The sequence below is a fragment of the Maribacter sp. 6B07 genome, from assembly GCF_002700155.1.
Lineage (GTDB): Bacteria > Bacteroidota > Bacteroidia > Flavobacteriales > Flavobacteriaceae > Maribacter > Maribacter dokdonensis.
In genome coordinates, this window is the sequence record NZ_PDUT01000004.1 from 491260 (window position 1) to 513782 (window position 22523).

Annotated in this window: 20 protein-coding genes and 1 riboswitch; of the genes, 11 read left to right on the plus strand and 9 right to left on the minus strand. The window is 34.9% G+C overall.

Annotated features, from left to right (window positions below; all coding sequences use genetic code 11):
- The gene (locus CSC80_RS16410) at nucleotides 1-1827 is read right to left on the minus strand and encodes a TonB-dependent receptor (protein WP_099193083.1); all 1827 of its coding nucleotides are present in this window, start codon (nucleotides 1825-1827) and stop codon (nucleotides 1-3) included.
- 33 nt (nucleotides 1828-1860) lie between these two features.
- Nucleotides 1861-2068, minus strand: a riboswitch (cobalamin riboswitch).
- 46 nt (nucleotides 2069-2114) lie between these two features.
- Here CSC80_RS16410 and CSC80_RS16415 point away from each other — a divergent pair.
- The 6 genes from CSC80_RS16415 (at nucleotide 2115) to CSC80_RS16440 (ending at nucleotide 7547) form a co-directional block, all read left to right on the plus strand.
- Nucleotides 2115-3287 (plus strand): ABC transporter substrate-binding protein, encoded by a 1173-nt coding sequence (locus CSC80_RS16415; protein WP_236973420.1) that lies wholly within the window; start codon nucleotides 2115-2117, stop codon nucleotides 3285-3287.
- A complete protein-coding gene (locus CSC80_RS16420; protein ID WP_180268632.1) occupies nucleotides 3288-4319 on the plus strand; it encodes an iron ABC transporter permease in 1032 nt (343 codons plus the stop codon).
- A gap of 83 nt (nucleotides 4320-4402) precedes the next feature.
- Nucleotides 4403-5116, plus strand: a complete 714-nt coding sequence (locus CSC80_RS16425) for an ABC transporter ATP-binding protein (protein WP_262497249.1) — start codon at nucleotides 4403-4405, stop codon at nucleotides 5114-5116.
- Nucleotides 5117-5228: 112 nt separating this feature from the next.
- Nucleotides 5229-6590: a DNA recombination protein RmuC gene (gene rmuC, locus CSC80_RS16430; protein WP_099193086.1), complete on the plus strand. Its 1362-nt coding sequence runs from the start codon at nucleotides 5229-5231 to the stop codon at nucleotides 6588-6590.
- A gap of 20 nt (nucleotides 6591-6610) precedes the next feature.
- The gene (locus CSC80_RS16435) at nucleotides 6611-6976 is read left to right on the plus strand and encodes a hypothetical protein (protein WP_058103042.1); all 366 of its coding nucleotides are present in this window, start codon (nucleotides 6611-6613) and stop codon (nucleotides 6974-6976) included.
- Nucleotides 6977-7001: 25 nt separating this feature from the next.
- Nucleotides 7002-7547 carry an acyl-CoA thioesterase gene (locus CSC80_RS16440; protein ID WP_058103043.1) on the plus strand — a complete coding sequence of 182 codons (546 nt, stop codon included), beginning with the start codon at nucleotides 7002-7004 and terminating at the stop codon, nucleotides 7545-7547.
- On the opposite strand, the gene pgl is transcribed toward CSC80_RS16440, so the two are convergent.
- Entirely contained in the window at nucleotides 7528-8253 is a 726-nt protein-coding gene (gene pgl / locus CSC80_RS16445) for a 6-phosphogluconolactonase (RefSeq protein ID WP_099193087.1), read from the minus strand. The two genes, CSC80_RS16440 and pgl, sit on opposite strands and share 20 nt — an antisense overlap.
- 32 nt (nucleotides 8254-8285) lie before the next feature.
- Nucleotides 8286-9818 carry a glucose-6-phosphate dehydrogenase gene (zwf, locus tag CSC80_RS16450; protein WP_099193088.1) on the minus strand — a complete coding sequence of 511 codons (1533 nt, stop codon included), beginning with the start codon at nucleotides 9816-9818 and terminating at the stop codon, nucleotides 8286-8288.
- A gap of 186 nt (nucleotides 9819-10004) precedes the next feature.
- Between zwf and gndA the strand changes: the two genes are divergently transcribed.
- The 3 genes from gndA to CSC80_RS16465 are packed head-to-tail and all read left to right on the plus strand — an operon-like array spanning nucleotide 10005 to nucleotide 12338.
- Nucleotides 10005-11405, plus strand: coding sequence for an NADP-dependent phosphogluconate dehydrogenase (gndA, locus tag CSC80_RS16455; protein WP_099193089.1), 1401 nt, complete (start codon nucleotides 10005-10007; stop codon nucleotides 11403-11405).
- A gap of 10 nt (nucleotides 11406-11415) precedes the next feature.
- Nucleotides 11416-11949: a DUF3124 domain-containing protein gene (locus tag CSC80_RS16460; RefSeq protein ID WP_099193090.1), complete on the plus strand. Its 534-nt coding sequence runs from the start codon at nucleotides 11416-11418 to the stop codon at nucleotides 11947-11949.
- 50 nt (nucleotides 11950-11999) lie between these two features.
- Nucleotides 12000-12338 (plus strand): GIY-YIG nuclease family protein, encoded by a 339-nt coding sequence (locus tag CSC80_RS16465; RefSeq protein ID WP_099193091.1) that lies wholly within the window; start codon nucleotides 12000-12002, stop codon nucleotides 12336-12338.
- Between the two features lie 7 nt (nucleotides 12339-12345).
- On the opposite strand, the gene CSC80_RS16470 is transcribed toward CSC80_RS16465, so the two are convergent.
- A complete protein-coding gene (locus tag CSC80_RS16470; RefSeq protein ID WP_099193092.1) occupies nucleotides 12346-13569 on the minus strand; it encodes a Pycsar system effector family protein in 1224 nt (407 codons plus the stop codon).
- 61 nt (nucleotides 13570-13630) lie between these two features.
- Complete coding sequence (locus tag CSC80_RS16475) at nucleotides 13631-14908, minus strand: hypothetical protein (RefSeq protein WP_236973421.1); 1278 nt, start codon at nucleotides 14906-14908, stop codon at nucleotides 13631-13633.
- A gap of 214 nt (nucleotides 14909-15122) precedes the next feature.
- On the opposite strand from CSC80_RS16475, the gene CSC80_RS16480 reads away from it, so the two are divergent.
- Nucleotides 15123-16748, plus strand: coding sequence for a long-chain fatty acid--CoA ligase (locus CSC80_RS16480; protein WP_099193093.1), 1626 nt, complete (start codon nucleotides 15123-15125; stop codon nucleotides 16746-16748).
- A gap of 47 nt (nucleotides 16749-16795) precedes the next feature.
- Here CSC80_RS16480 and carB read toward each other — a convergent pair whose 3' ends face one another.
- A complete protein-coding gene (carB, locus tag CSC80_RS16485; protein ID WP_099193094.1) occupies nucleotides 16796-19648 on the minus strand; it encodes a carbamoyl-phosphate synthase large subunit in 2853 nt (950 codons plus the stop codon).
- 89 nt (nucleotides 19649-19737) lie between these two features.
- Nucleotides 19738-19899 (minus strand): 50S ribosomal protein L34, encoded by a 162-nt coding sequence (gene rpmH / locus CSC80_RS16490; protein ID WP_036155072.1) that lies wholly within the window; start codon nucleotides 19897-19899, stop codon nucleotides 19738-19740.
- Nucleotides 19900-20166: 267 nt separating this feature from the next.
- On the opposite strand from rpmH, the gene CSC80_RS16495 reads away from it, so the two are divergent.
- On the plus strand, nucleotides 20167-20682 hold the full coding sequence (locus CSC80_RS16495) for a hypothetical protein (protein ID WP_058103051.1): 516 nt from the start codon (nucleotides 20167-20169) through the stop codon (nucleotides 20680-20682).
- 4 nt (nucleotides 20683-20686) lie between these two features.
- Here the strand turns inward: CSC80_RS16495 and CSC80_RS16500 are convergent, their stop codons facing one another.
- Both CSC80_RS16500 and CSC80_RS16505 read right to left on the minus strand, forming a co-directional pair.
- A complete protein-coding gene (locus CSC80_RS16500; RefSeq protein WP_099193095.1) occupies nucleotides 20687-21643 on the minus strand; it encodes a lytic transglycosylase domain-containing protein in 957 nt (318 codons plus the stop codon).
- Between the two features lie 64 nt (nucleotides 21644-21707).
- The gene (locus tag CSC80_RS16505) at nucleotides 21708-22370 is read right to left on the minus strand and encodes an alpha/beta hydrolase (protein ID WP_099193392.1); all 663 of its coding nucleotides are present in this window, start codon (nucleotides 22368-22370) and stop codon (nucleotides 21708-21710) included.
- Nucleotides 22371-22523 lie beyond the last annotated feature (153 nt).

Genomic DNA, 22523 nt, shown 5'->3' on the forward strand with positions numbered 1-22523 from the left:
TTAAAAATTTAATATTAATTGTGTTTGTATATTTCTGTTGGGCATAGGACGTAATGCTACGTTTTCGTAATATGAATTAAACACATTGTTAATAGTAACTCCTATGGTGTATTTTAAATCTTTTTTCAATATATCCGCTGTATAAGTTGCCCCAAGATTAGCTACTTGATATTCTTTCAATTCCCCTCCAACAATAGATACAGAACCATTATACAAATGCTGATAAAACAAATTTAAGTCTGCTATTCTATATTCTAACGAACCGTTTGCCGTATGGAATGGCACATAAATTAACTGTTCATTAGTACTCTTATCTTCTGAGACGGTATAGGCATAATTTGTCTTAATCCCCAGCTCTTGGTTTTTACCTAAAGAATAATTTGCTTCTATTTTTGCCTCGGCTCCGTAAATTTCAACATCGTCTATATTTATAGGAGACCAAACCCCTTCATTATTGGGCAACCATTTAATCATGTCTTTTGTTGAAATATAATACCCGTTATATTCCATAGAGACAGCCCCAATATTTAAAACATTCCCAAAATCTAACTGGTATGATTTTTCAGGAACAAGCTCTAAATTTCCACCTGGTTGCCAATACAAATCATTGAAGGTGGGAGTCCTAAAATTTTTTGATGCATTTATCTTTACCTGGTAATTGTCCGTAAGACTATAACTACCATCAAACGAAAAAACCAACGGACTTGAGAAATCTGAAGAAAAGTCTTGCCTAACACTCAAATTGTAGGCTATTGTAGATGAAATAATATGTTTTAATAGGGCCGTCGCAGAAAAATCATCCCTTTTTGGACTTCCAAAACTATCCCCCGCGCCTTTATAGTTATTATATTCCAAAAAAGAGTTAAGTCTAAAAAATTTGGAAAGCTTATAATCCAGAGAATATCTAGCTAAAAAATTAGACACCTTCCCAAAGGAGTAAATAGCCGCATCTTTATTCTCAAAATATTTATACTCTTCTTGCAAGTAGGCTAGTTTTATTTTAGATATCGCTTTTGGTCCATAACTCCCCCACTCTAACTGAGTTCTATACTGGTTATCTTTATACTTACTTCTACCTAAAACCACCAAGTTTCCCGACAAATTTCTATCACTAATAAAAGTTTGATGGTATAACTTCAGTATCTGATTTTCAGAAAGAACATAACCTATATTCCAATTTAAATTTAGATTATTAAACTCGCCATTCTTATTCTCCTCACCGGTGTTTAAATACTTATAGTTATTATCCGATGCATTATAATTAACCCCTAAACTGTAGGACATTAATCGGCTACCATAACTCTGATTAAAATTTATTTTTTTTGTTTTATAACTTCCATAACCAATAGAAACTTGATTATCAAAGTGCTCTTTAAATAATAAATCGCTATTTAAATGAATACTACCGCCTATAGCTCCTGAGCCATACTGCACGCTTCCACCGCCACTACGAATGCTAATAGAATTGTAGTTAAATGGGTTTATGGTATTAAAATCTACTTGTCCGTTTAACTGTGAGTTTATATTTATACCATTCCATATAACTGCGGTATGAGACGCATTGGTTCCTCTAAAAGCAGGAGAAGAAACCATTCCAAATCCATTCTCTTTAAAATAAATGTTAGAATTAAATGCCAGTAAAGAGGTAAGAGATCCGTTAGTACGTTGTATTATACTGTCTTGTAATACAGTTACTTTATACCCCTCAGCATACTGCTTAACTCTACTATCGGACACCACAACTTCATCCAACTTTAAAATGGAATCTCGTTGTGCATACCCAGCTGTAGCACATAACACTAGTACTATTGAAATTAACTTTTTCATCACAACAACGACTTTTTACCCGAAAGTCCATCGCATTTAAATTAAAAATATGGCAGGTCTCCTGACTTACGTACTACTATTCACCTTCCCATTAAACTAATAACAGTGGTACCGAAGAAATAGCAGCCATCTTTAAAACAAAGACTAAGCTTACAGTTGCGGGAACAGCTCTAGATTTTCACTAGATTCCCTTTTAATTTCATTACAAAAAACAATGAAAACCAAAATTCATGGCGAAAGTAAACATTTAGTTTAATCTTTCTAAGTAAACTTTTATAATACTACTTTTGAAAAATAGACGAATTACTACCATGTTAAAACGCTTGCTTTTTATTAGTTACCTTCTTTTGTTATGCGGATGCAAGCAGGAGAAAAAAGAAACAATTGTAAACAAAACCAATACAAAAAGCACTTTAATAAAATATGCCAATGGTTTTTCAATTCAAAACCAAAGTAACGGCATTACCATTATCAGGGTATTAAAACCTTGGGCAAATGCCAAAACTACATACACCTACGCTTTGGTTCCTAAAGAACTACAAGCAAGTGTCACTTTAAACAAAAATGAATATGACGCTATAATTTCAACGCCTGTTGAACATATTGTGGTGACCTCAACTACTCATATTCCCGCTTTAGAAGAATTAGGAGCTTTAAACCAACTTATTGGCTTTCCAGATACCAAGTACATTTCTTCTACAGCAACAAGAAAATTAATAGATGCCGGAAAAATTAAAGAATTAGGTGTCAACGAAAGTATAAATACCGAAGCTGTCCTGGCATTGCAACCAGATTTAATCTTTGGCTTTGCCATAAACGGTGGCAACAGCACTTATGAAACCATACAACGCGCTAATATCCCCGTAGTTTATAATGGTGATTGGGTTGAAGAAACACCCTTGGGAAAAGCGGAATGGATTAAATTTTTTGCTCCATTTTTTAACAAGACCCAAAAGGCAGATGCTATCTTTAATAATATTGAAACATCCTATCTAGAAGCCAAAAAACTAGCTGCTGGGGCTAAAAGCAAACCTACCGTACTTAGTGGTGCCATGTACAATGATGTTTGGTATTTGCCGGGAGGCAAAAGCTGGGCAGCCAATTTTCTAAAAGATGCCAATGCCCTGTATTTATGGAATTCTACCGATGAAAACGGAAGTCTTTCTTTAAGTTGGGAAAGTGCCCTAGATGTTGGGCAACATGCCGAGTATTGGATAGGACCTGCTCAATTTTCCACTTACCAAGAAATGCAAGACGCAAGCGAGCACTACATGCGATTTGATGCCTTTAAAAAAAGAAAAGTATTTACTACGGCAAATACAAAAGGAGAAACAGGTGGCACGTTATATTACGAACTGGCACCACAAAGACCTGATCTAGTTTTAAAGGATTTAATTCATATTTTACACCCTGGATTGTTACCCAACTATACACCATACTTTTTTAAACCACTGCTTTAATTGTTTAAACAAACTACATATAGCCTACAGTTCATTTTACTTTTAATTCTATTAATAGTTTGCCTTTCCATTAATATTTGTCTGGGATCTGTTGCTATTCCTTTAGCAGATACTTTTAAAATTATATTTGGCTCTACACTTAAAGAATCTTCTAGCTATTATATTATTTGGGAGTATAGGCTACCAAAAGCAATTACGGCCGTTATGGTTGGTGGTGGTTTATCATTAAGCGGGTTGTTAATGCAGACTTTATTCAGAAACCCTTTGGCAGGACCTTACGTTCTGGGCATAAGCTCTGGAGCCAGTTTAGGAGCGGCAATTTTAATAATGGGCACTTCACTATTCTCGGCAGTCTTCAGTTTTTCCGCTTTTAACGACTTTACACTTGCAATTGCATCTAGCCTTGGTAGTTTTTTAGTTTTATTCTTGGTCTTGATCGTGGCCGCAAAGGTTAAGGATACCATGGCATTGTTAATTATTGGTCTAATGTTCGGTAGTATTACTGCTGCCATAGTCAGCGTACTTTCTTATTTTACAAAGGCCGAAAAACTACAGCAGTATATATTTTGGTCCTTTGGCAGTTTAGGAAATTTATCCTGGCTACAATTAAGTATCGTTGCCTTATGTACGGTTTTAGGAATTACGCTTAGCATTGTTTCCATTAAGCCTTTAAATGCATTATTACTTGGTGAGAACTACGCTAAAAGTTTAGGCATTGCTCTAAAAAAATCTCGGTACATTATTATAGTTGCCACCGGACTCCTTTCAGGATCAATTACTGCATTTGCCGGTCCTATTGCATTTGTAGGTCTGGCGGTTCCCCATATCACTAAACAGATATTTCATACGACCGACCATAAAATTCAAATTCCCGCTGTACTTATCTGCGGAGCCATTTTAATGTTGTTATGCGATACTATTGCTCAATTACCAGGTTATATGAGTGTTTTACCAATTAACGCCATTACCAGTATTTTTGGTGCACCAGTGGTTATATGGTTATTGTTACGTAAAAGAAAAATGATTTTTTAATTAAAAACAGGATTATCAATAAGAATACATCAAATAGCACATTTCTTGTCAACGACCTTGATATTGGTTATGATGATAACATAGTGCTTTCTAACATTTCAATTCATTTAATGAAAGGGGAACTTGCTGCTATAGTTGGTGTAAACGGTATTGGCAAATCTACACTGTTACGTACCTTAGGTAATTTTCAACCTAAACTTTCTGGATCCATACAAATTGAAGGAAAAGAACTTACAGACTATAGTGAATTGCAAATTGCATCTAAGGTCAGTGTCGTTTTAACGGAACCTATTGCCTCTAAAAACTTATCTGTGTATGAGTTATTGGCGCTGGGCAGACAACCTTACACCAATTGGTTGGGTAAATTGGCAGCTAATGATACTGCCATTATCAAAAAAAGTGTTGCACTCTTAGCTCTTGAACCGTTATTATCCAAAAAATGCTATCAGCTTAGTGACGGGCAATTGCAACGTGTTCTTATTGCCCGGGCCCTTATTCAAGATACAGATATTATTCTACTTGATGAGCCAACCTCTCATCTGGACCTTTATCATAAGGTATCTATTTTAAAACTTCTGAAGACCCTTGCGCACAGCACAAATAAAATTATTTTATATACTAGTCATGAAATTGAATTGGCTATTCAATTAAGTGATAAAATGCTGATTTTAGACGGAGTCAACAATGCTTTTGACCAACCATGCAATCTCATAAAGAACAAGAATTTTGATACACTATTCCCTACCGATATGATTTCTTTTGACTCCAATACGGGCTCTTTTAAGATTAAAAAATAGGTTTTTCAACATTTATAAGAAATTAAAGCAGGTATGTTAATTAAAAACAGACCAGCTCTTTTAAACTTTATTGAGCAATCAAGTATCTTTACATGATTACTGCAGTGCACATATGAACGAGATTTACATTTACTTAATTATCGCTATCCTTTGTCTTGCCATAGGATATTTTTTGGGTAATTATATACAGCTTCTAAAAACAAAATCGCGCCAAAGCACTTTAGAGGAACGAGAGCAGCAAATGCTAAACAACCTTTCTGTCTTTCAGGATAGATTAAAGGAAAGTGAAAACCAAAAATTTAAATTACAAAAGGATAAAGAACAGTTGGGAAACCAAATAGTGCGTTATCAAGCTGATTTAGATAATTTACGATTAAAGAACAAAGAACAAAAAGAAGAAGTTGAAAAGCTTCAAGAAAAATTCACAAAGGAGTTTGAAAATCTTGCCAATAAAATATTGGAAGAAAAGAGTTTAAAATTCACGGAACGTAATGAGAAGAACATCAAGAATATTCTTACTCCCTTAAATGAAAAAATTCTTCTGTTTGAAAAGAAGGTAGAAGAAAGTCAGAAAGAGAATATCAGTATCCATTCCGCTTTAAAAGAACAGCTACTACATTTACAAACCCAGAACATTAAAATTACCCAAGAAGCCGAAAATTTGACCAAGGCATTAAAGGGTGATAGCAAGATGCAAGGTAATTGGGGAGAATTGGTTTTAGAAAGGGTTCTTGAAAAATCTGGATTAGAGAAAGACCGCGAATATATAGTTCAGCAAAGTTTTAAACGAGAAGATGGTAGTCGTGTGCTACCAGATGTCATCATTAATTTGCCCGATGGTAAAAAAATGGTAGTCGATTCTAAAGTATCTCTTACCGATTACGAACGCTATGTTAATTCAGAAGATGATATTAAGGAGAAATTCTTAAAAGACCATATAAACTCCCTAAGAAGGCATGTAGACCAATTATCCGCCAAAAAATACGAAGACCTTTATGAGATGGAGAGTCCAGATTTTGTATTGATGTTCGTTCCCATTGAACCTGCGTTTGCAATAGCCATAAACCAAGATAGCTCTTTATACAATAAAGCATTTGAGCAGAACATTATTATTGTTACCCCTTCTACCCTTTTGGCTACTTTACGTACTATAGATAGCATGTGGAACAATGAAAAGCAACAACGAAATGCTATTGAAATAGCAAGACAAGCAGGTGCTCTTTATGATAAATTTGAAGGTTTTGTAAATGACCTGACCAAAGTTGGCAAAAAGATGGATGAGGCCAAAGGTGAATACCGTGGAGCAATGAACAAATTAGTAGAAGGCCGTGGTAATATTGTTACCAGCATAGAGAAGCTGAAAAAAATGGGTGCCAAAGCAAAAAAATCAATTCCTGAGTCCATCCTAAATCGTGCTAGCGAAGATGATGAACATGAAGAAGAACCTATAAAATCATTAGATAACAACCATTAATTCAATTTTAAATTAAACACATGAAAAAAATAGTATCATTACTTTTATTGGGCATAGTACTCATAGGAGCTTTATATTATGCCTTTATCTACTTTGTAACCTTCAGTGAAGGTGTTAGATCTGGCGAGCTTATTAAAATTAGTCACAAAGGTGTATTAGTGAAGACTTGGGAAGGCGAAATAAGCCAAGGAATCTCTGGTGCTCAGATATTTTCATTTTCGGTATTGGACAAAGACAAGGAAGTTATAGACAAATTAAAGGAATATCAAGGGCAATATGTAAAAGTAAGTTATGTTGAGCGCTATGCTACCTTCTTTTGGCTAGGAGACACTAAATACTTTATTACAGAGGTTCATGCAGAAAAATCTCCTCATTTTAGAAATTAAATAACCACATTATAGCGAGAAGTTTATGGAAAAGTTTAAAAGCGTAAAAGAATCAAGAGTTTCTATAACAGAATTGATGCTGCCGTCCCATTCCAATTTTGGGGGCAAGGTACACGGTGGCCATATATTAAACTTAATGGATCAAATTGCCTTTGCCTGTGCCTCTAAACACTCACAACAGTATTGTGTAACAGCTTCGGTAAATCGTGTAAACTTTCTAAACCCTATAGAAGTAGGAGAATTGGTAACCCTTAAAGCCAGTATTAACTATACCGGCCGTACTTCTATGGTGGTTGGTGTTCGTGTAGAATCGGAAAACATTACCTCTGGCACCAAAAAGCATTGCAACTCATCTTACTTTACAATGGTAGCCAAGGGAACAGATGGTAAAAATGTTCCCGTGCCCGGTCTTATAATTTCAGATGATCAAGGGGTCAGAAGATTTGCAAGAAGCAAATACCGCAAACTAGAAGCTCAAGAAAGAGACACTAAATTCGAGTCAAAATCCTTTAACTCTCAAGATTATATCAAAGAATTGGAATCTGAAAATATTAAGATCGATATGAAGTAAGAAGCTTTGCCGCGGCAGCATCTAAAAACCAGACCAAGTCTTTTGTTTTAGGTGCTACGTGACTTGCCGGGTATTCTAAATACCCCTCTTCCCTATCAACAATTACCTTTACTTTCTCTGCCTTACCTTCGCCTGTAACCAAAAATGCTACTGTTTTAGCATTATTGATTATCCTACCCGTAAGAGATACTCGTCTTTGACCAGATTCTGGGTGAATAGCGACTTCGCAATTATCCGGTGATACCCATAAATTGATTTCATGTGGAAAAATAGAAGCTGTATGACCATCATCTCCCATACCTAAAATAACCAGATCAAATTGTGGTAAACCTAATGCCTTTGGCAATTCTTCCTCCAATAACGCTCCGTAACGCTTAGCTTCTTCTTTTGGATCTTCCTCACCTTTAATTCTATGTATATTTCCCTCTGGAATATCAACCTTAGAAATAAGGTGTTCTACTGTCATTTTATAGTTACTTTCAGCATCCGTGGGTTCCACACACCTTTCATCTCCCCAATATAAATGAATGCTGTTCCAATCAATATCCTTTGAAAATTGCTCAGCAAGAACGTCAAAAACTATTTTTGGGGTGCTTCCACCAGATAAGGCAATATGAAAAGCCTTCTGAGTACCTGATTTTTCAATTAAGTACTTAGAAAACTCTTCTGCTACCTTATTTTTATTTTGATATACTTTTAATTCCATTTTTTACTTTAATATTATTTCTTGCGCTTTGACTAACAAATAACACAATAGCCAGATTCATCTGCCAGATTCTCACTTGGATTACGCCATTCTCCTACACCTTCTATAAGATCATTTGCGTTTTCAGGTCCCCAAACACCAGCTGCATAACCGTACATTTTTACATCCTTACCATTTTTCCAATACTCTAAAATTGGATCTACAAATGCCCATGCAGCTTCAACTTCATCAGCCCTTGCATATAGGGTTGCATCACCCTGCATTGCATCTAATAGTAATCTTTCATAAGCTTCCATCACATGAGTTTCGGTTAAACTAGAATAGTAGAAATCCATATTGGCACGCTCTACTTCAAAACCTTGACCTGGAACCTTTACTCCAAATTTAATTAGAATGCCTTCATCGGGCTGTATTCTAATAATTAATTTATTGTCTTTATTGCTAATACCCGACTCTTTGAATATTTGATGATGCGGTGTTTTAAAATGTATAACAACCTCGGTCACTTTGGTAGGCATACGTTTGGCTGTCCTTACATAAAACGGTACATCTGCCCAACGCCAATTGTCTACAAAAAATTTAATTGCAGCAAAAGTTTCTGTCGTGGAATTTTCATCTACACCCTCTTCTTCGCGATATCCCTTTACCTCTTGACCATCTATTTTAGAAGCAACATATTGTGCTCTTATGGTATTATCAAAAAGCGTTTTCTCATCGTTCATTATTTTTAACGACTTTAACGCTTTTAACTTCTCATTTCTAATTTCTTCGGCATCGGAACTTAATGGCGGCTCCATGACGATCAAAGCAACAATTTGCAATAAATGACTTTGAAACATATCTCGTAATGCCCCAGATTTATCATAATAGCCACCTCTTTTTTCAACACCCACGCTTTCAGCATTTGTAATCTCCACATGGTGTATATAGTTTCTGTTCCAAAGAGGCTCAAAAATACTATTGGCAAAACGGGTTACCAGTAGATTCTGTACCGTTTCTTTACCTAAGTAATGATCAATTCTAAAAATCTGATTTTCCTTAAAGTAAGTATGTAGTCCGTCATTTAATTCTTTAGCAGATTGTAAGCTATAACCAAATGGTTTTTCTACAATTAGTCTACGCCAACCATTAGAATCATCATTCAATCCTTGATCGGACAAGTTTTTAGCTATTGGCTCATATAAACTTGGTGGTGTTGAAAGGTAAAATATATGATTTCCGTTCGTACCGTATTTCTGATCTAAATCTGAAATTCGTTTTTCCAATCGTTCATATGATGTGTCGTAATCAGAACCTAAATCTTCATAAAACAATTTTTCGGCAAATTTTTGAATATAATCCTCATCAAACTCCTTTCGTTCATCTTCTAGATAGGGACTTTCTAAAACTACCTTATTCCTAAACTTTAAATCGCCCAAATCACTCCTACTAACGCCAAGTACCACAAAATTTTCAGGAAGATCATTTCCTTTATATAAATTGAATATGGCAGGTATCAGTTTTCTTGCCGTTAAATCTCCAGATGCCCCAAATATTACGAGCATATGATTTTCTGTCTTTTTCATTATAGGTTGAAATTCTATTTATTTGTAAATATCTTAAAAAGTAAGCCATTATTAGGCTTGTTTAAGATGTTATTTAGATTTAAAGTCAATATTTTAAATTATTTTTGATTCACATTATGTTAGCAACAAAGTATAACTAAAGTGTTGTAACATTTTAATGTCTTTTAATTATAAAACATACAATTTATGTACGATTTTGGTTTAGTAGGTCTTGGGGTAATGGGACAAAATTTTATCCTTAACGTAGCAGATAATGGCTTTTCTGCTTTTGGATATGATTTAGATGATGAAAAAGTAGAGGCCTTAAAGACTTTAGGTGGAGATGTAGAAAAAGTCAATGCCTCTAGCAACATAAAAACCTTTGTAAAGAACTTAAAGCAACCTCGTAAAATAATGCTTTTGGTTCCTGCAGGTAAAATTGTTGACGGCGTTATAGAATCTCTTTTACCACATATAGATAAAGGCGATATTATTATTGATGGCGGTAACTCGTTTTTTACCGATACGGACAGAAGAGAAGCGCAATTGCAAGAAAGGGCTATCAACTTCTTTGGTGCAGGGGTTTCCGGTGGTGCAAAAGGTGCAAGAAAAGGACCTAGCATTATGCCCGGAGGTTCTAAATCTGCTTACGAGCATATTAAACCTATTTTTGAAGCGGTTTCCGCTAAATACAACGGAGAGCCATGTGTTGCCTATTTAGGTCCAAAATCTGCAGGGAATTATGTGAAAATGGTTCACAATGGTATTGAATACGGCTTAATGCAGCTGACTTCAGAAATATACGATGTACTTAAAAAAGGAGGCGATTACAATAATGATGAATTACATAGCACTTTTGCCAAATGGAATTCTGGTAGGTTACAATCTTTCTTAGTTGAAATTACATCTGAAATTTTTGAACAAGAAGATGATTTGACCAAAGGACGTTTAGTAGATCAAATTTTAGATAAGGCAAAGCAAAAAGGTACCGGTAAATGGACGAGCCAAAATGCGATGGACTTGGGTATACCTGTACCATCTATTGATGTTGCGGTAAGCATGAGAGAACTTTCCGCATTAAAAGACGAGAGAGTAAAAGCAGATGCACTTTATGATAGACCTACCGTTGCTCATATGGATAAAGAGAAATTAGAAGCGCTTACCGAAAAAGCTTTGTACTTCTCTTTTATTATTACCTATTCTCAAGGATTGCACCAATTGGCAGATGCATCAAAAGAATATGGTTATAATCTAGACATTGCCGTAATTGCAAAGATTTGGAGGGCAGGTTGTATTATTCGTGCAGGTTTATTAGCTGATATTACCGAAGCTTTTAAAGCTGAGCCGACATTACCGAATCTTTTACTTTCTCCTAATTTTGTAAGCAAAATAAAAGAAACGGTAGATGCGGCTAGAGAATTAGTGGCATTTGGAGCACAAAACGGAATTCCATTACCAGGGCTTTCAAATTCACTTACTTATTTTGATGCCTATACTTCAAGTAAACTACCTTTAAATTTAATACAAGCGCAACGAGATTATTTTGGTTCTCATACGTATGAGCGTTTAGATCGTGAAGGTATTTTTCATACAGAATGGGAAAATTAAAAAATAACATTTGAAAAATATAAAGTTTATAGGTGGTATTTGTCTTTCGTTGGTTTTTGCTATGAACGTAATGTCATGCAAACAAAATTCTACGGAAAATGTTCCTATTGAAATTTTGGACAACCACACCCTGAGCAGAAAGGCAAATACCATCTCAAACGATTCTCTGAAAAGACAGGTTTACGTACCTATTTATTCCGATATCTATAATCAAACAAGAGATACCAGAACTTTATTGACCGCTACTTTGAGCATTAGAAATACCAGTTTAAAAGATAGTTTGTTCGTAAGTAAGATCGACTATTACAATACAGAAGGTGATCTTGTAAGAAGTTATATAGACTCCCCTATTTACCTTACTCCAATGGAATCTATTGATTATGTTATTGAGCAACAAGATACATCTGGTGGTAGTGGCGCAAATTTTATGATTGATTGGTATGCCAAGAGAAAATTAAATCCATTATTTCAAGCTGTTATGGTGGGTGGTTTGGGAGCACAGGCATTTTCATTCACTACTGAAGGTATTGAAATTTTTGAATAATAATCAAAACCTAATATTTATATTAAAGTCCATTTTTCATACCTATTTTTATGTATACTGTTTATGTCATAGAATTATCTAAAAAAGTATACTCCGAGAACAAAAAATTCAGGGAAGCCAATCCACAATTTAATGGGGTTCTTGAGTGCCTTTACGTTGGCATGACCAGTAAAACTCCAAAAGAACGTTTTGAACAGCATAAAAGTGGTAGTTTAAGCAAAAAAGGACACAATATTTCTTCAAAAATTGTAGAAAAATATGGCCTTTACTTACGTGGTAGTTTATTTAACCACATTGACCCTGTACAAACCAGAGCCGAAGCTTTAAAACTTGAAAAAGAGTTAGCACTGGAATTAAGAAGAATGAAGTATGCTGTTTGGTTTAATTAGCCATAGCTCATTCTTTTGGCAAAGGCGTTACGGCATCTAATAGTTCGTCTTCCATTCCATAATATTTTAATGCGAAACCAAAGGCAATTACAGAAAGTATTATACCCACAAGAAACACCGTATAGGTCCACCTTAACAACCTATATTTTTCTTGTAGCACCTTGCCCAAGTAATACAGATCCATACTTAATGAATCATAAATAGATTCTTTGCTTTTAATGATATCCCTTAATTTTGCTTTAAAGTCCTTAATTTCCATAGTGTGGAAATTTCCAAAAAACAGATAATTCGTATCCTTTTTATTAATATCATTTTCAACCACCTCGGCATTATCCACTTTTGGTCTTGTAGCCAAAACCGACATTATCATAGAAGCTATACTAAATAGTACAAATATTACGGTGGGATAAATTAAGTATGAATTTGAAGGCGAGTCTAACTTAGGTAAAAGGTTAGCCAATAAGAGCGAAATTATAATGGCATTTACCGATAAAAGAATATTGGCTTTAGTATCCGCTATATCACTCAGCTTTATATGATTTCTAAGTTCTATTCGATATAATGATTGAATAGCCCTCTGCGGGCTCTCATCTTTTAATCTAGCCTTTAAAATTTCTTTCTTTTCTGTTTTTTCCGCCTTTTGTAATCTTGAGATCAAAGAAAGTATATTATCCTCTTTCTGCTCTTGCCAATTTTCCTTGGCATAATCAGAATAAAACCTATGCCTAACCCTAAGTTCTTCAACATAATCTAATCGCCAAGTATCTATATCGGGAACGGATTTATTAAAATTTTCAAGCTCAAGTCTTAATAGCTGTAACAGTTCCTCAAAATCACTAGATGCATAAAACCACGTTCGCACATCCTTCAGAATTTTTTCTGATTCGCTTTTAGGTTCATCTTTGCTCCAAGCGCTCGTAATCAACCCCAATACCTTGTTGATATTTTCATTATCAATACCATTATTTTTTAAAAAATCCGTGGCTAAGTTTAAGCTTTCGTTTAAATGATTTTCATAATTCACCGCAAAACCAGAATGCATAAACCATGTTGCAATTAAAATAGAATTGACCTCAACATTGGTAACATCAGTTGTTTCCAATATTTTCTTTGCCTTGTTTATAGACTTCAAGGCATAACCCTGGGTATGAAAAAGAAAATTCTTGTTCATTTGTTCCGCCAATAAATTCTTAACGAATTTTTCAGTTGTATTTACTAGATTGTTGGTCATAATATTCCTTTATAATTGCCCTTAATTAGATTACACTGCGTTGATTATTACTTATTGAAGCTTAATTATCAACACAATCAAAGCATTCCATTTCCTCATTGGTCATCTCTATATCTTCTGAACCTTTTAATGCTGTAGTCAGTTTTTCACTTTTATCCAATTGATCATAAAATTGCCCAGCATATTCCACAAGTTGATTGCGCCTATGCTTAATTTTTGATATCAATTCCTTTCCATCTAATTCAAAAATAGATTCCGGCCATACTGAAAAAGATTCCTCTATAACTTCATCTGTCAACAGCAATTGTAATTTTTCCGCTTCATTCTTGAATGTTGTCCTTGGGATGCCTCGCATAAAATAAATATCGAACGAAGAAATCAATCCCGGTAAAAAGTCTATTTCATTTTCAAAGCTTTGAACTTCCGGCAAAAAGACATTATTAGATATAAGTGTCGGCAGTATTCCTTCTAAATTAAAAAAGGCATTATCCCGATCACATGGTAGCGGTGTTGCCAGAAAAGAATCGCCCTTATTTTCAAGTGCCCATCCCCATTGCTTGGCATGCCTATCCCAATCCCCTATCAACAAATCAAACAATCTTGCCTTTACCAGTGCTTCGGTATTAAGAACTACTTTGTTTGAGTTCTTAATTTTAAGCTTTTGTAGGTTATCGGTATCTATAAGAGAATCAACATTCTTTAATTCTAACCACTGAGCATTTCCTTCGGTTTCATACTCTAAGAGAAACAACCTATTACCAAATTTATCATTATACTCTGCAAGCTGCTCTTGCTTTGGCACGAACACTAATTTTGGTCTAGTATTCAATATTCCCGCGGTATCTGAAAGTTTAGCAACAACTAATGCCGCATAAGGGTGCTGAGCCGATATACCGTCAACAATTATGTTTTCTATTCCCAAAGTCTCCGCTACTTTAGGCACTAAAGGAGATGGGTCTTTAGTCACACTTCTTAATGTCATTAACACACCATTTTCTAGTCGTAATTTTAAAGAATGTGTCTGCTTGCCTCCTCCTTCTTCCATGATTGTTACCTTACCTTCCATTTTATTTAGAAACAAAATTGGAACCTTTACCGGAGTAGACCAGGCTTTTCTATATTGCTCGCCTTGCATTATGGTTTTGACCCCATTGCCTTCGTATAAAGTACTTGCTGCAACAAATACTGAATCATAATCCCGAAAATTAATTTGATCAACATCGGGCAATTCTAAAATCTCACAAGTCTTAAATGATTTTGAAGTACTTGATAGCGAAAAATAAGTCATCACCAAAAAGACCAACACCAACACACCAAGACCTAATAGTAATTTTTTCAACGCATACTCTTTTAATTCTTTCAAGTTTACCTATAAAATCAAAAACTAGATTACCTGATAAAATTAATTTTTAACCGTAAAAACAGCCTTATCACAATTCCCTCACAAACAATGTATTTATTGAAAATTTAATGTTAAATTATTGATTATAGACTAGATTAAACACTCGTTTTATTTTACTTTAATAATCAACAAAGAAATACACCTAATTATCATGAATGGACTAATAATGGATTATCCCCTAACTACGACCACCATATTAAATTATGCAAATAGTGCTTTTCCTGATAAAAAATTAATATCATACTTACCCGATGGTTCTAGACATGAGTATTCTTACGCACAGCTTTACAAACGCTGTTGTCAATTAGCCAATGGGCTAAGAAATAAATTAGGAATTGAGAAAGGTGACATGGTCGGTACTTTCGCTTGGAACCATTATCAGCATGTTGAACTATATTATGGAATTCCAGGTATTGGCGCTGTTTGTCACACTATAAATATTAGACTATCAGCTCAGCAAATAGAATTTATTATCAACCATTCTGAAGATAAAGTCATTTTTGTGGACGCTACTTTAGTTCCTCTTTTAGAAAAAATTGCACCTAAACTAGAAACCGTTGAAAAATATGTAATAATAAACGCCACAAAAAACTTTAGTACCAGCCTTGGCAACGTTTTACATTATGAAGATTTAATTGGCGAACAGTTAGACACCATAGATTGGCCTGAAATAAATGAAAACGATGCAAGTGGCATGTGTTACACAAGTGGAACCACAGGCATGCCCAAAGGTGTACTATACTCCCACAGGTCTACATATTTGCATGCTATGACCATTCTTTCACCCAATGCCGGCAATTATAATTTTAGTGATAAAATTTTATTAATTGTACCACAATTTCATGTCATGGCTTGGGGATTTCCTTACATGTGCCTATTGACCGGTTCTGATATGGTGATGCCATCTCTTCATTTACAACCTAAAGCAATCATTAATATTCTTGAAAGTGAACAGATCAACAAAGCAAATGGCGTACCGTCTATTTGGAGAGGGGTGTACGAAGAAATGAAAAAAAATCCGCCCAAAACAAAATTAGCCTTAGAAGAATATTTGGTAGGTGGCTCTGCCCTCTCTGCAAGTCTAATAGAGAATTTTGAAAAAGATTTTGGGATAAAAGGTGTTCAAGCATGGGGAATGACGGAGACATCTCCTTTAGGTACCGCTAGTAGACTACAGAAAAAGCATGAAAAATTGACCAGAAAAGAACAATTGAAAATTCGTGCGAAACAAGGATTTGAATTTCCTGGAATAGAAATGAGAATTATAGATGAAAATGGAAATATAGCACCTAGAGATGGTGAAACCATGGGAGAATTACAAGTTAAGGGAGCCTGGGTCATTAAGTCTTATTTTAAGACTAATAGCCGAGATAACTTTACTGACGATGGATGGTTCAAAACTGGAGATGTAAGCACCATTGATGCTGATGGATATATGCAGATTACCGATCGCACCAAAGATTTAATAAAAAGTGGAGGTGAATGGATTTCAAGTGTAGCTCTAGAATCTGCCCTAATGTCTCATTCCAAAATTAGCGAAGCCGCCGTAATTGCCATTCCTGACGAAAAATGGTCTGAAAGACCTTTGGCAACTTTAGTTTTAACCAATGAAAGTAGTACTGTTTCTAGCGAAGAATTGAAAGAATATTTATCTAAAGACTTTGCAAAGTATCAAATACCAGATCAATACATTACCATAAAACAGATACCAAAAACAAGTGTAGGGAAATTTAACAAGAAAGAAATAAGAAGGTTGTATGCAGAAGGAAAACTCTAAAAATTTAGAGTTTTCCTTTGCTTTACAATATTAGTCTAATTACTAGACTATTTACTTAAATACATTTTACGTCTAGCGTAAAGATTGTAAAATTCATCATCCTTTAAGCTGTCAATAAATAAAATACTTTCTCCCGTACTCTTCATTTCAGGCCCTAAATTCTTGTTCACATTTGGGAATTTATTGAAAGAGAATACTGGTTGCTTAATTGCAAATCCTTCTAATTGAGGATTAAAGTTGAAGTCTTTCACCTTCTTCTCCCCTAGCATTACCTTGGTCGCATAATTCACATAAGGTTCTTTATAAGCCTTTGCAATAAACGGTACCGTACGAGATGCTCTTGGGTTTGCTTCAATGATATACACTACCTCATCTTTTATAGCAAATTGAATATTTATAAGACCAACCGTATTCAATGCCAAAGCGATTTTCTTAGTATGATCTTTTATTTGTTGCATTACCAATTCACCAAGGTTAAATGGCGGTAATGTTGCATTAGAATCACCCGAGTGAATTCCACATGGTTCAATATGCTCCATGATACCAATGATATAAACGTCTTCGCCGTCACAAATAGCATCAGCCTCTGCTTCAATTGCACCATCTAGGTAATGGTCTAACAACAGTTTATTGTTTGGTATTTTTCTAAGAAGATCCACTACATGTTCTTCCAACTCCTCCCTATTAATAACAATCTTCATTCCCTGACCACCTAAAACGTAGGACGGTCTTACCAATAAGGGAAAGTCTAATTCATCCGATAGCGCTAAAGCTTCATCGGCTGTTTCTGCAACACCAAATTTTGGGAATGGAATATCATTTGCTTTTAAAAGATCGGAGAAGTTTCCTCTATCCTCTGCTAAATCTAGAGCTTCAAAGCTTGTTCCTATAATTTTTATACCGTATTTGGATAATTTTTCAGCAAGCTTAAGTGCCGTTTGCCCTCCTAGTTGAACAATTACTCCTTCTGGCTTCTCATGACGGATAATATCGTAAATATGCTCCCAGAATACCGGCTCAAAGTACAATTTGTCCGCAGTATCAAAATCAGTAGATACAGTCTCTGGGTTACAGTTGATCATTATGGTTTCATAACCACATTCAGCTGCTGCCAATACTCCGTGTACACAACAATAATCGAACTCTATACCTTGACCGATTCTGTTTGGTCCGGAACCAAGTACTACTATTTTCTTTTTATCAGTAACTACACTGTCATTCTCCACATAACGTGTACCATCTGGCTTTTCAATTTCAGCTTCAAAGGTAGAATAATAGTATGGCGTCATAGCTTTAAACTCAGCTGCACAAGTATCAACCAACTTATATACCCTATTAATATTAAGTTCTGTTCGCTTATTGTATACTTCACTCTCATAACAATCTACCATATGCGCAATTTGTCTATCGGCAAATCCTTTTTGCTTTGCTTCTAACAACAAATCTTTTGAAAGCGTAGCAATGGTATATTTTGAAATTTCTTTTTCCAAAAAGTGCAGTTCCTCATACTGCTTTAAGAACCACATGTCAATCTTAGTGATTTCATGAATGCGACTTAATGGAATACCCATTTGGATAGCATCATAAATTACAAAGACGCGATCCCAACTTGGTATAGTTAGTTTACTAATGATCTGCTCATAATTCTTATAGCCCTTACCATCTGCACCTAAACCGTTTCTCTTAATTTCTAAGGATTGGGTTGCTTTGTGCAAGGCTTCTTGAAAAGAACGACCTATTCCCATTACCTCTCCAACAGATTTCATCTGAAGACCTAAGGTACGGTCAGAACCCTCGAACTTATCAAAGTTCCATCGTGGAATTTTTACGATTACATAATCCAACGTTGGCTCAAATAACGCCGATGTAGACCTTGTAATTTGATTATCCAATTCATCTAAAGAATAACCTATAGCTAATTTTGTAGCAACTTTTGCAATTGGGTAACCGGTAGCTTTTGAAGCCAAAGCTGAAGATCTAGATACACGTGGGTTAATTTCAATAGCAATAATATCCTCTTCCTCATCTGGACTCACAGCGAACTGAACGTTACACCCTCCTTCAAAGTCTCCAATACTACGCATCATTTTGATGGCCATATCACGCATTTTCTGAAAAGTCCTATCGGATAATGTCATAGCTGGGGCTACTGTAATGGAATCTCCGGTATGTATACCCATTGGATCCATATTTTCAATAGTACATATAATAACTACGTTATCATTTTTATCACGTAAAAGCTCTAACTCATACTCTTTCCACCCCATAAGGGCTTTATCTATCATTACCTCGTGTATGGGTGAAATTTCCAGACCGTAACTTAACTGTTCGTCAAAATCCTCCGGTTTATATACTATAGATGCACCTGCACCACCAAGAGTATATGAAGCTCTAATTACTAAAGGAAAACCAAACTCTTGAGCAATTTCTTTTCCTTTCAAGAAAGAGGTCGCAGTGGCTTGTGGTGCCATGCCCACTCCTATTTTCAACATCAACTCTCTAAACTGCTCCCTATCTTCAGTAATATTAATTGCATCAATATCAACACCAATCAATTCTACTCCAAAATCTTCCCAAATTCCTTTTTTATCTGCCTCTATACACAAATTCAATGCAGTTTGACCTCCCATTGTTGGTAAAACGGCGTCTATTTGCGGATGCGCTTTTAAAATTTCTACAATAGATTTTGTGGTAAGTGGCTTTAAGTATACATGATCCGCCATTGATGGATCTGTCATAATAGTTGCCGGGTTACTATTTATCAAAATAGTTTCAATACCATCTTCACGTAATGAACGTAATGATTGACTACCTGCATAATCAAATTCACATGCTTGACCGATAACTATAGGACCTGATCCTATTAATAAAATAGAGTTTAAATCTTTTCTTTTTGGCATTTTATAACAATTTAATATGGGAATTGGACAAAAAAAAGGTGCTACTTTCAGAAAAGTAACACCTAAATATTTTTAAAACAATGAAATCATTATTTTTTGTGGCTTGGTTCAGAGGAAACAGTTAATTTCTTTCTTCCTTTTGCTCTTCTTCTTGCAAGAACTTTTCTTCCATTTACGGAAGCCATACGCTCACGAAAACCGTGTTTGTTCTTTCTTTTTCTCTTTGATGGTTGAAACGTTCTCTTGCTCATCGCCTATATAATTAAATGCTTTGTATTAATTTTGAAATTTGTCCTTTTCAAGGGACAGGTAAAACTGGGCGCAAATATACAAAGAGTTTTTGCTTTAGCAAGGGTTATGAAAAAAAATATTTTTATAAATCCGTACGTCTCAAAACCAAGCTTTTGATTAATTTTGCCCGAACTGAAATTTAGCGCCGTAATCACTATATTTTAATAGGGTTTCAATAAAAACCCAAAACTTTTCTTAACTATCTATTAGATTAAAATAAATTAAATATGTTCAATAAAAATTTAAAATTAATCATTGCAGGACTTATAATTGCCTATGCCGTGTACCAATTTATAGAAGGTAATATTGGAAATGGTATATTTCTAATCCTACTTTCCTTAATTTTTATATTTCTTTATTTTAGAAATGAAATTATTCTTTTAGCATTTTTAAGAATGCGTAAGCAAGATCTGACCGGTACTAAAAACTGGTTGGACAAGATTAAAAATCCCGAGGCTGCACTAACCGTTAAACAACAAGGTTATTACAATTACCTGCACGGTATCATTTTTTCACAGACCAATTTGACCCAAGCGGAAAAATACTTTAAGAAAGCCTTAAAGCTTGGTCTAACGATGGATTACGATGTAGCCATGGCAAAACTAAGCTTAGCTGGTATATCTATGCAGAAACGACGTAAAAGAGAAGCAACTACCCTCTTGAACGAGGCTAAGAAATTAGACAAAAACAACATGTTGACCGATCAAATTAAAATGATGCAGCAACAGATGAAAAAAATCTAATTTATCATTTACCTATATGGTAATACCCCTTATTAGGTATTTCAATAGCATACTTCTTACGAGAACTATTATTTAAATGCGCCTCTCTCAACCATGGGTTATGGCGCTTTAATATTTTGTAGTTTATCTCATATTCTTGAGCAAAATCCGCAAAATCACTTACAGGCTCATCTATTTCTACAGTGAACGTTGGCACAGCTTCATACATATCCTCTTTTTCTATATGAAAACCATATTTTTCAGGATTAGACAGTATTTCTTTTATTGCCATAATTCTAAATACATATCTACCGGTTTCACTACCCAATAAGAGATCCCAATAATTATCTACTTGCTGTATGCCCATATATTTGTTAATTGCTCCTGGACCGGCATTATATGCCGCAGCGGTCAAAGCCCAACTACCATATTTGTTTTTCCATCTATTTAAATACTTACAAGCAACTTCTGTTGACTTCTCTAAATGGTAGCGCTCATCTACATTTGAATTAACTTCTAGACCATACTCCCTGCCCGTATCTCTCATTATTTGCCAGAAACCGGTAGCACCTGCAGGAGACACCACATTGGTTAAGCCACTTTCTGCAACTGCCAAATATTTGAAATCATCTGGAATACCATTTTTTGCCAAAATTGGCTCTATTACAGGAAAATACTTATGAGCCCTCTTAATTAGCAAAACTGCATTTGACTGCCAATAGGTATTTACCAAAAACTCCCTATCAATACGTTCTAAAATTTCCGGGTCTTCTTGAGGAACTACCTCTCCTGCAAAATTTAAGTTTTCAGGAATTTCTATGGATGATATTTTATATGATTTAGCTACATTTTTTTGAACACTATCATTAACCACAACATTATCTACTACAGCCGTATTGTTGGTATTACCCACCGCAAATATCAATGTACCCGCAACAAAAACAACCCCTAACAACATCAATATATTCTTAATAGTTTTCATGAATTTTATATTTTAAATTATTTCTTCCAATTATAAGTCTACCAAAGGTATATATAGAACTATCTTATTCCAAAATAATTGTTGGCAAGTTCTCGTTAAACCATTTTGCCCTATGTATGATCATGGTATGTGTCCCATTCTTAACAGGTATACAATGAGCAATATTGCTCATGGGAAATACCGTGTCTTTCTCCCCATGAATATGAACCAAATTATCACACGGTACTTCTTGCGTCCAATTCACCAATTCATGTATGCACCAATCTATATAACCCTTATCCCTTACGGACAAATATCGTTCGTATAAAGACAACCTTTTTGTCACACTTTCACCAAATGCATATTTGGCAACTAACTCCACATTGTTGACGAGCCCGGTAGGAAGCAATTTATGTATACTGGTATATCTTGCAAATAACATCCTTTTAGGTAATTCAAATCTCGATTTTACACTTGAAACAATGATAACCTTTTTTACTTGGATATATTTGACCATTTCTTGCACCAAAAGACCACCCAAGGAAACACCCAGTAAAACCACATTATCCTCTTTTACCTTTTCGCTCATTTTCTTTGCATAATCAGTAAAGGATATACCCTTTGTAGGAATATCCCACTCCAGCAAATGAACTACAAATGTCTCTTTCGGTAAATTTAAATATTCAAAAATTGAAGAACTCGCAGCCATACCCGGCATACAATACAAATGAATTTTATTATCTTCCATAGCCATGAAACGTAGTAAAAACTAGGAAATTAAGTATTTTTTAACTAGTTTTGTAAGAGAATGTGAAAAACACTTTCTTTTCATTGTGTTTTAATCTTTATAGCATTTCTAAACGACAAAATTACGATTTGAGAGCATCGTAATTTTTTTGTC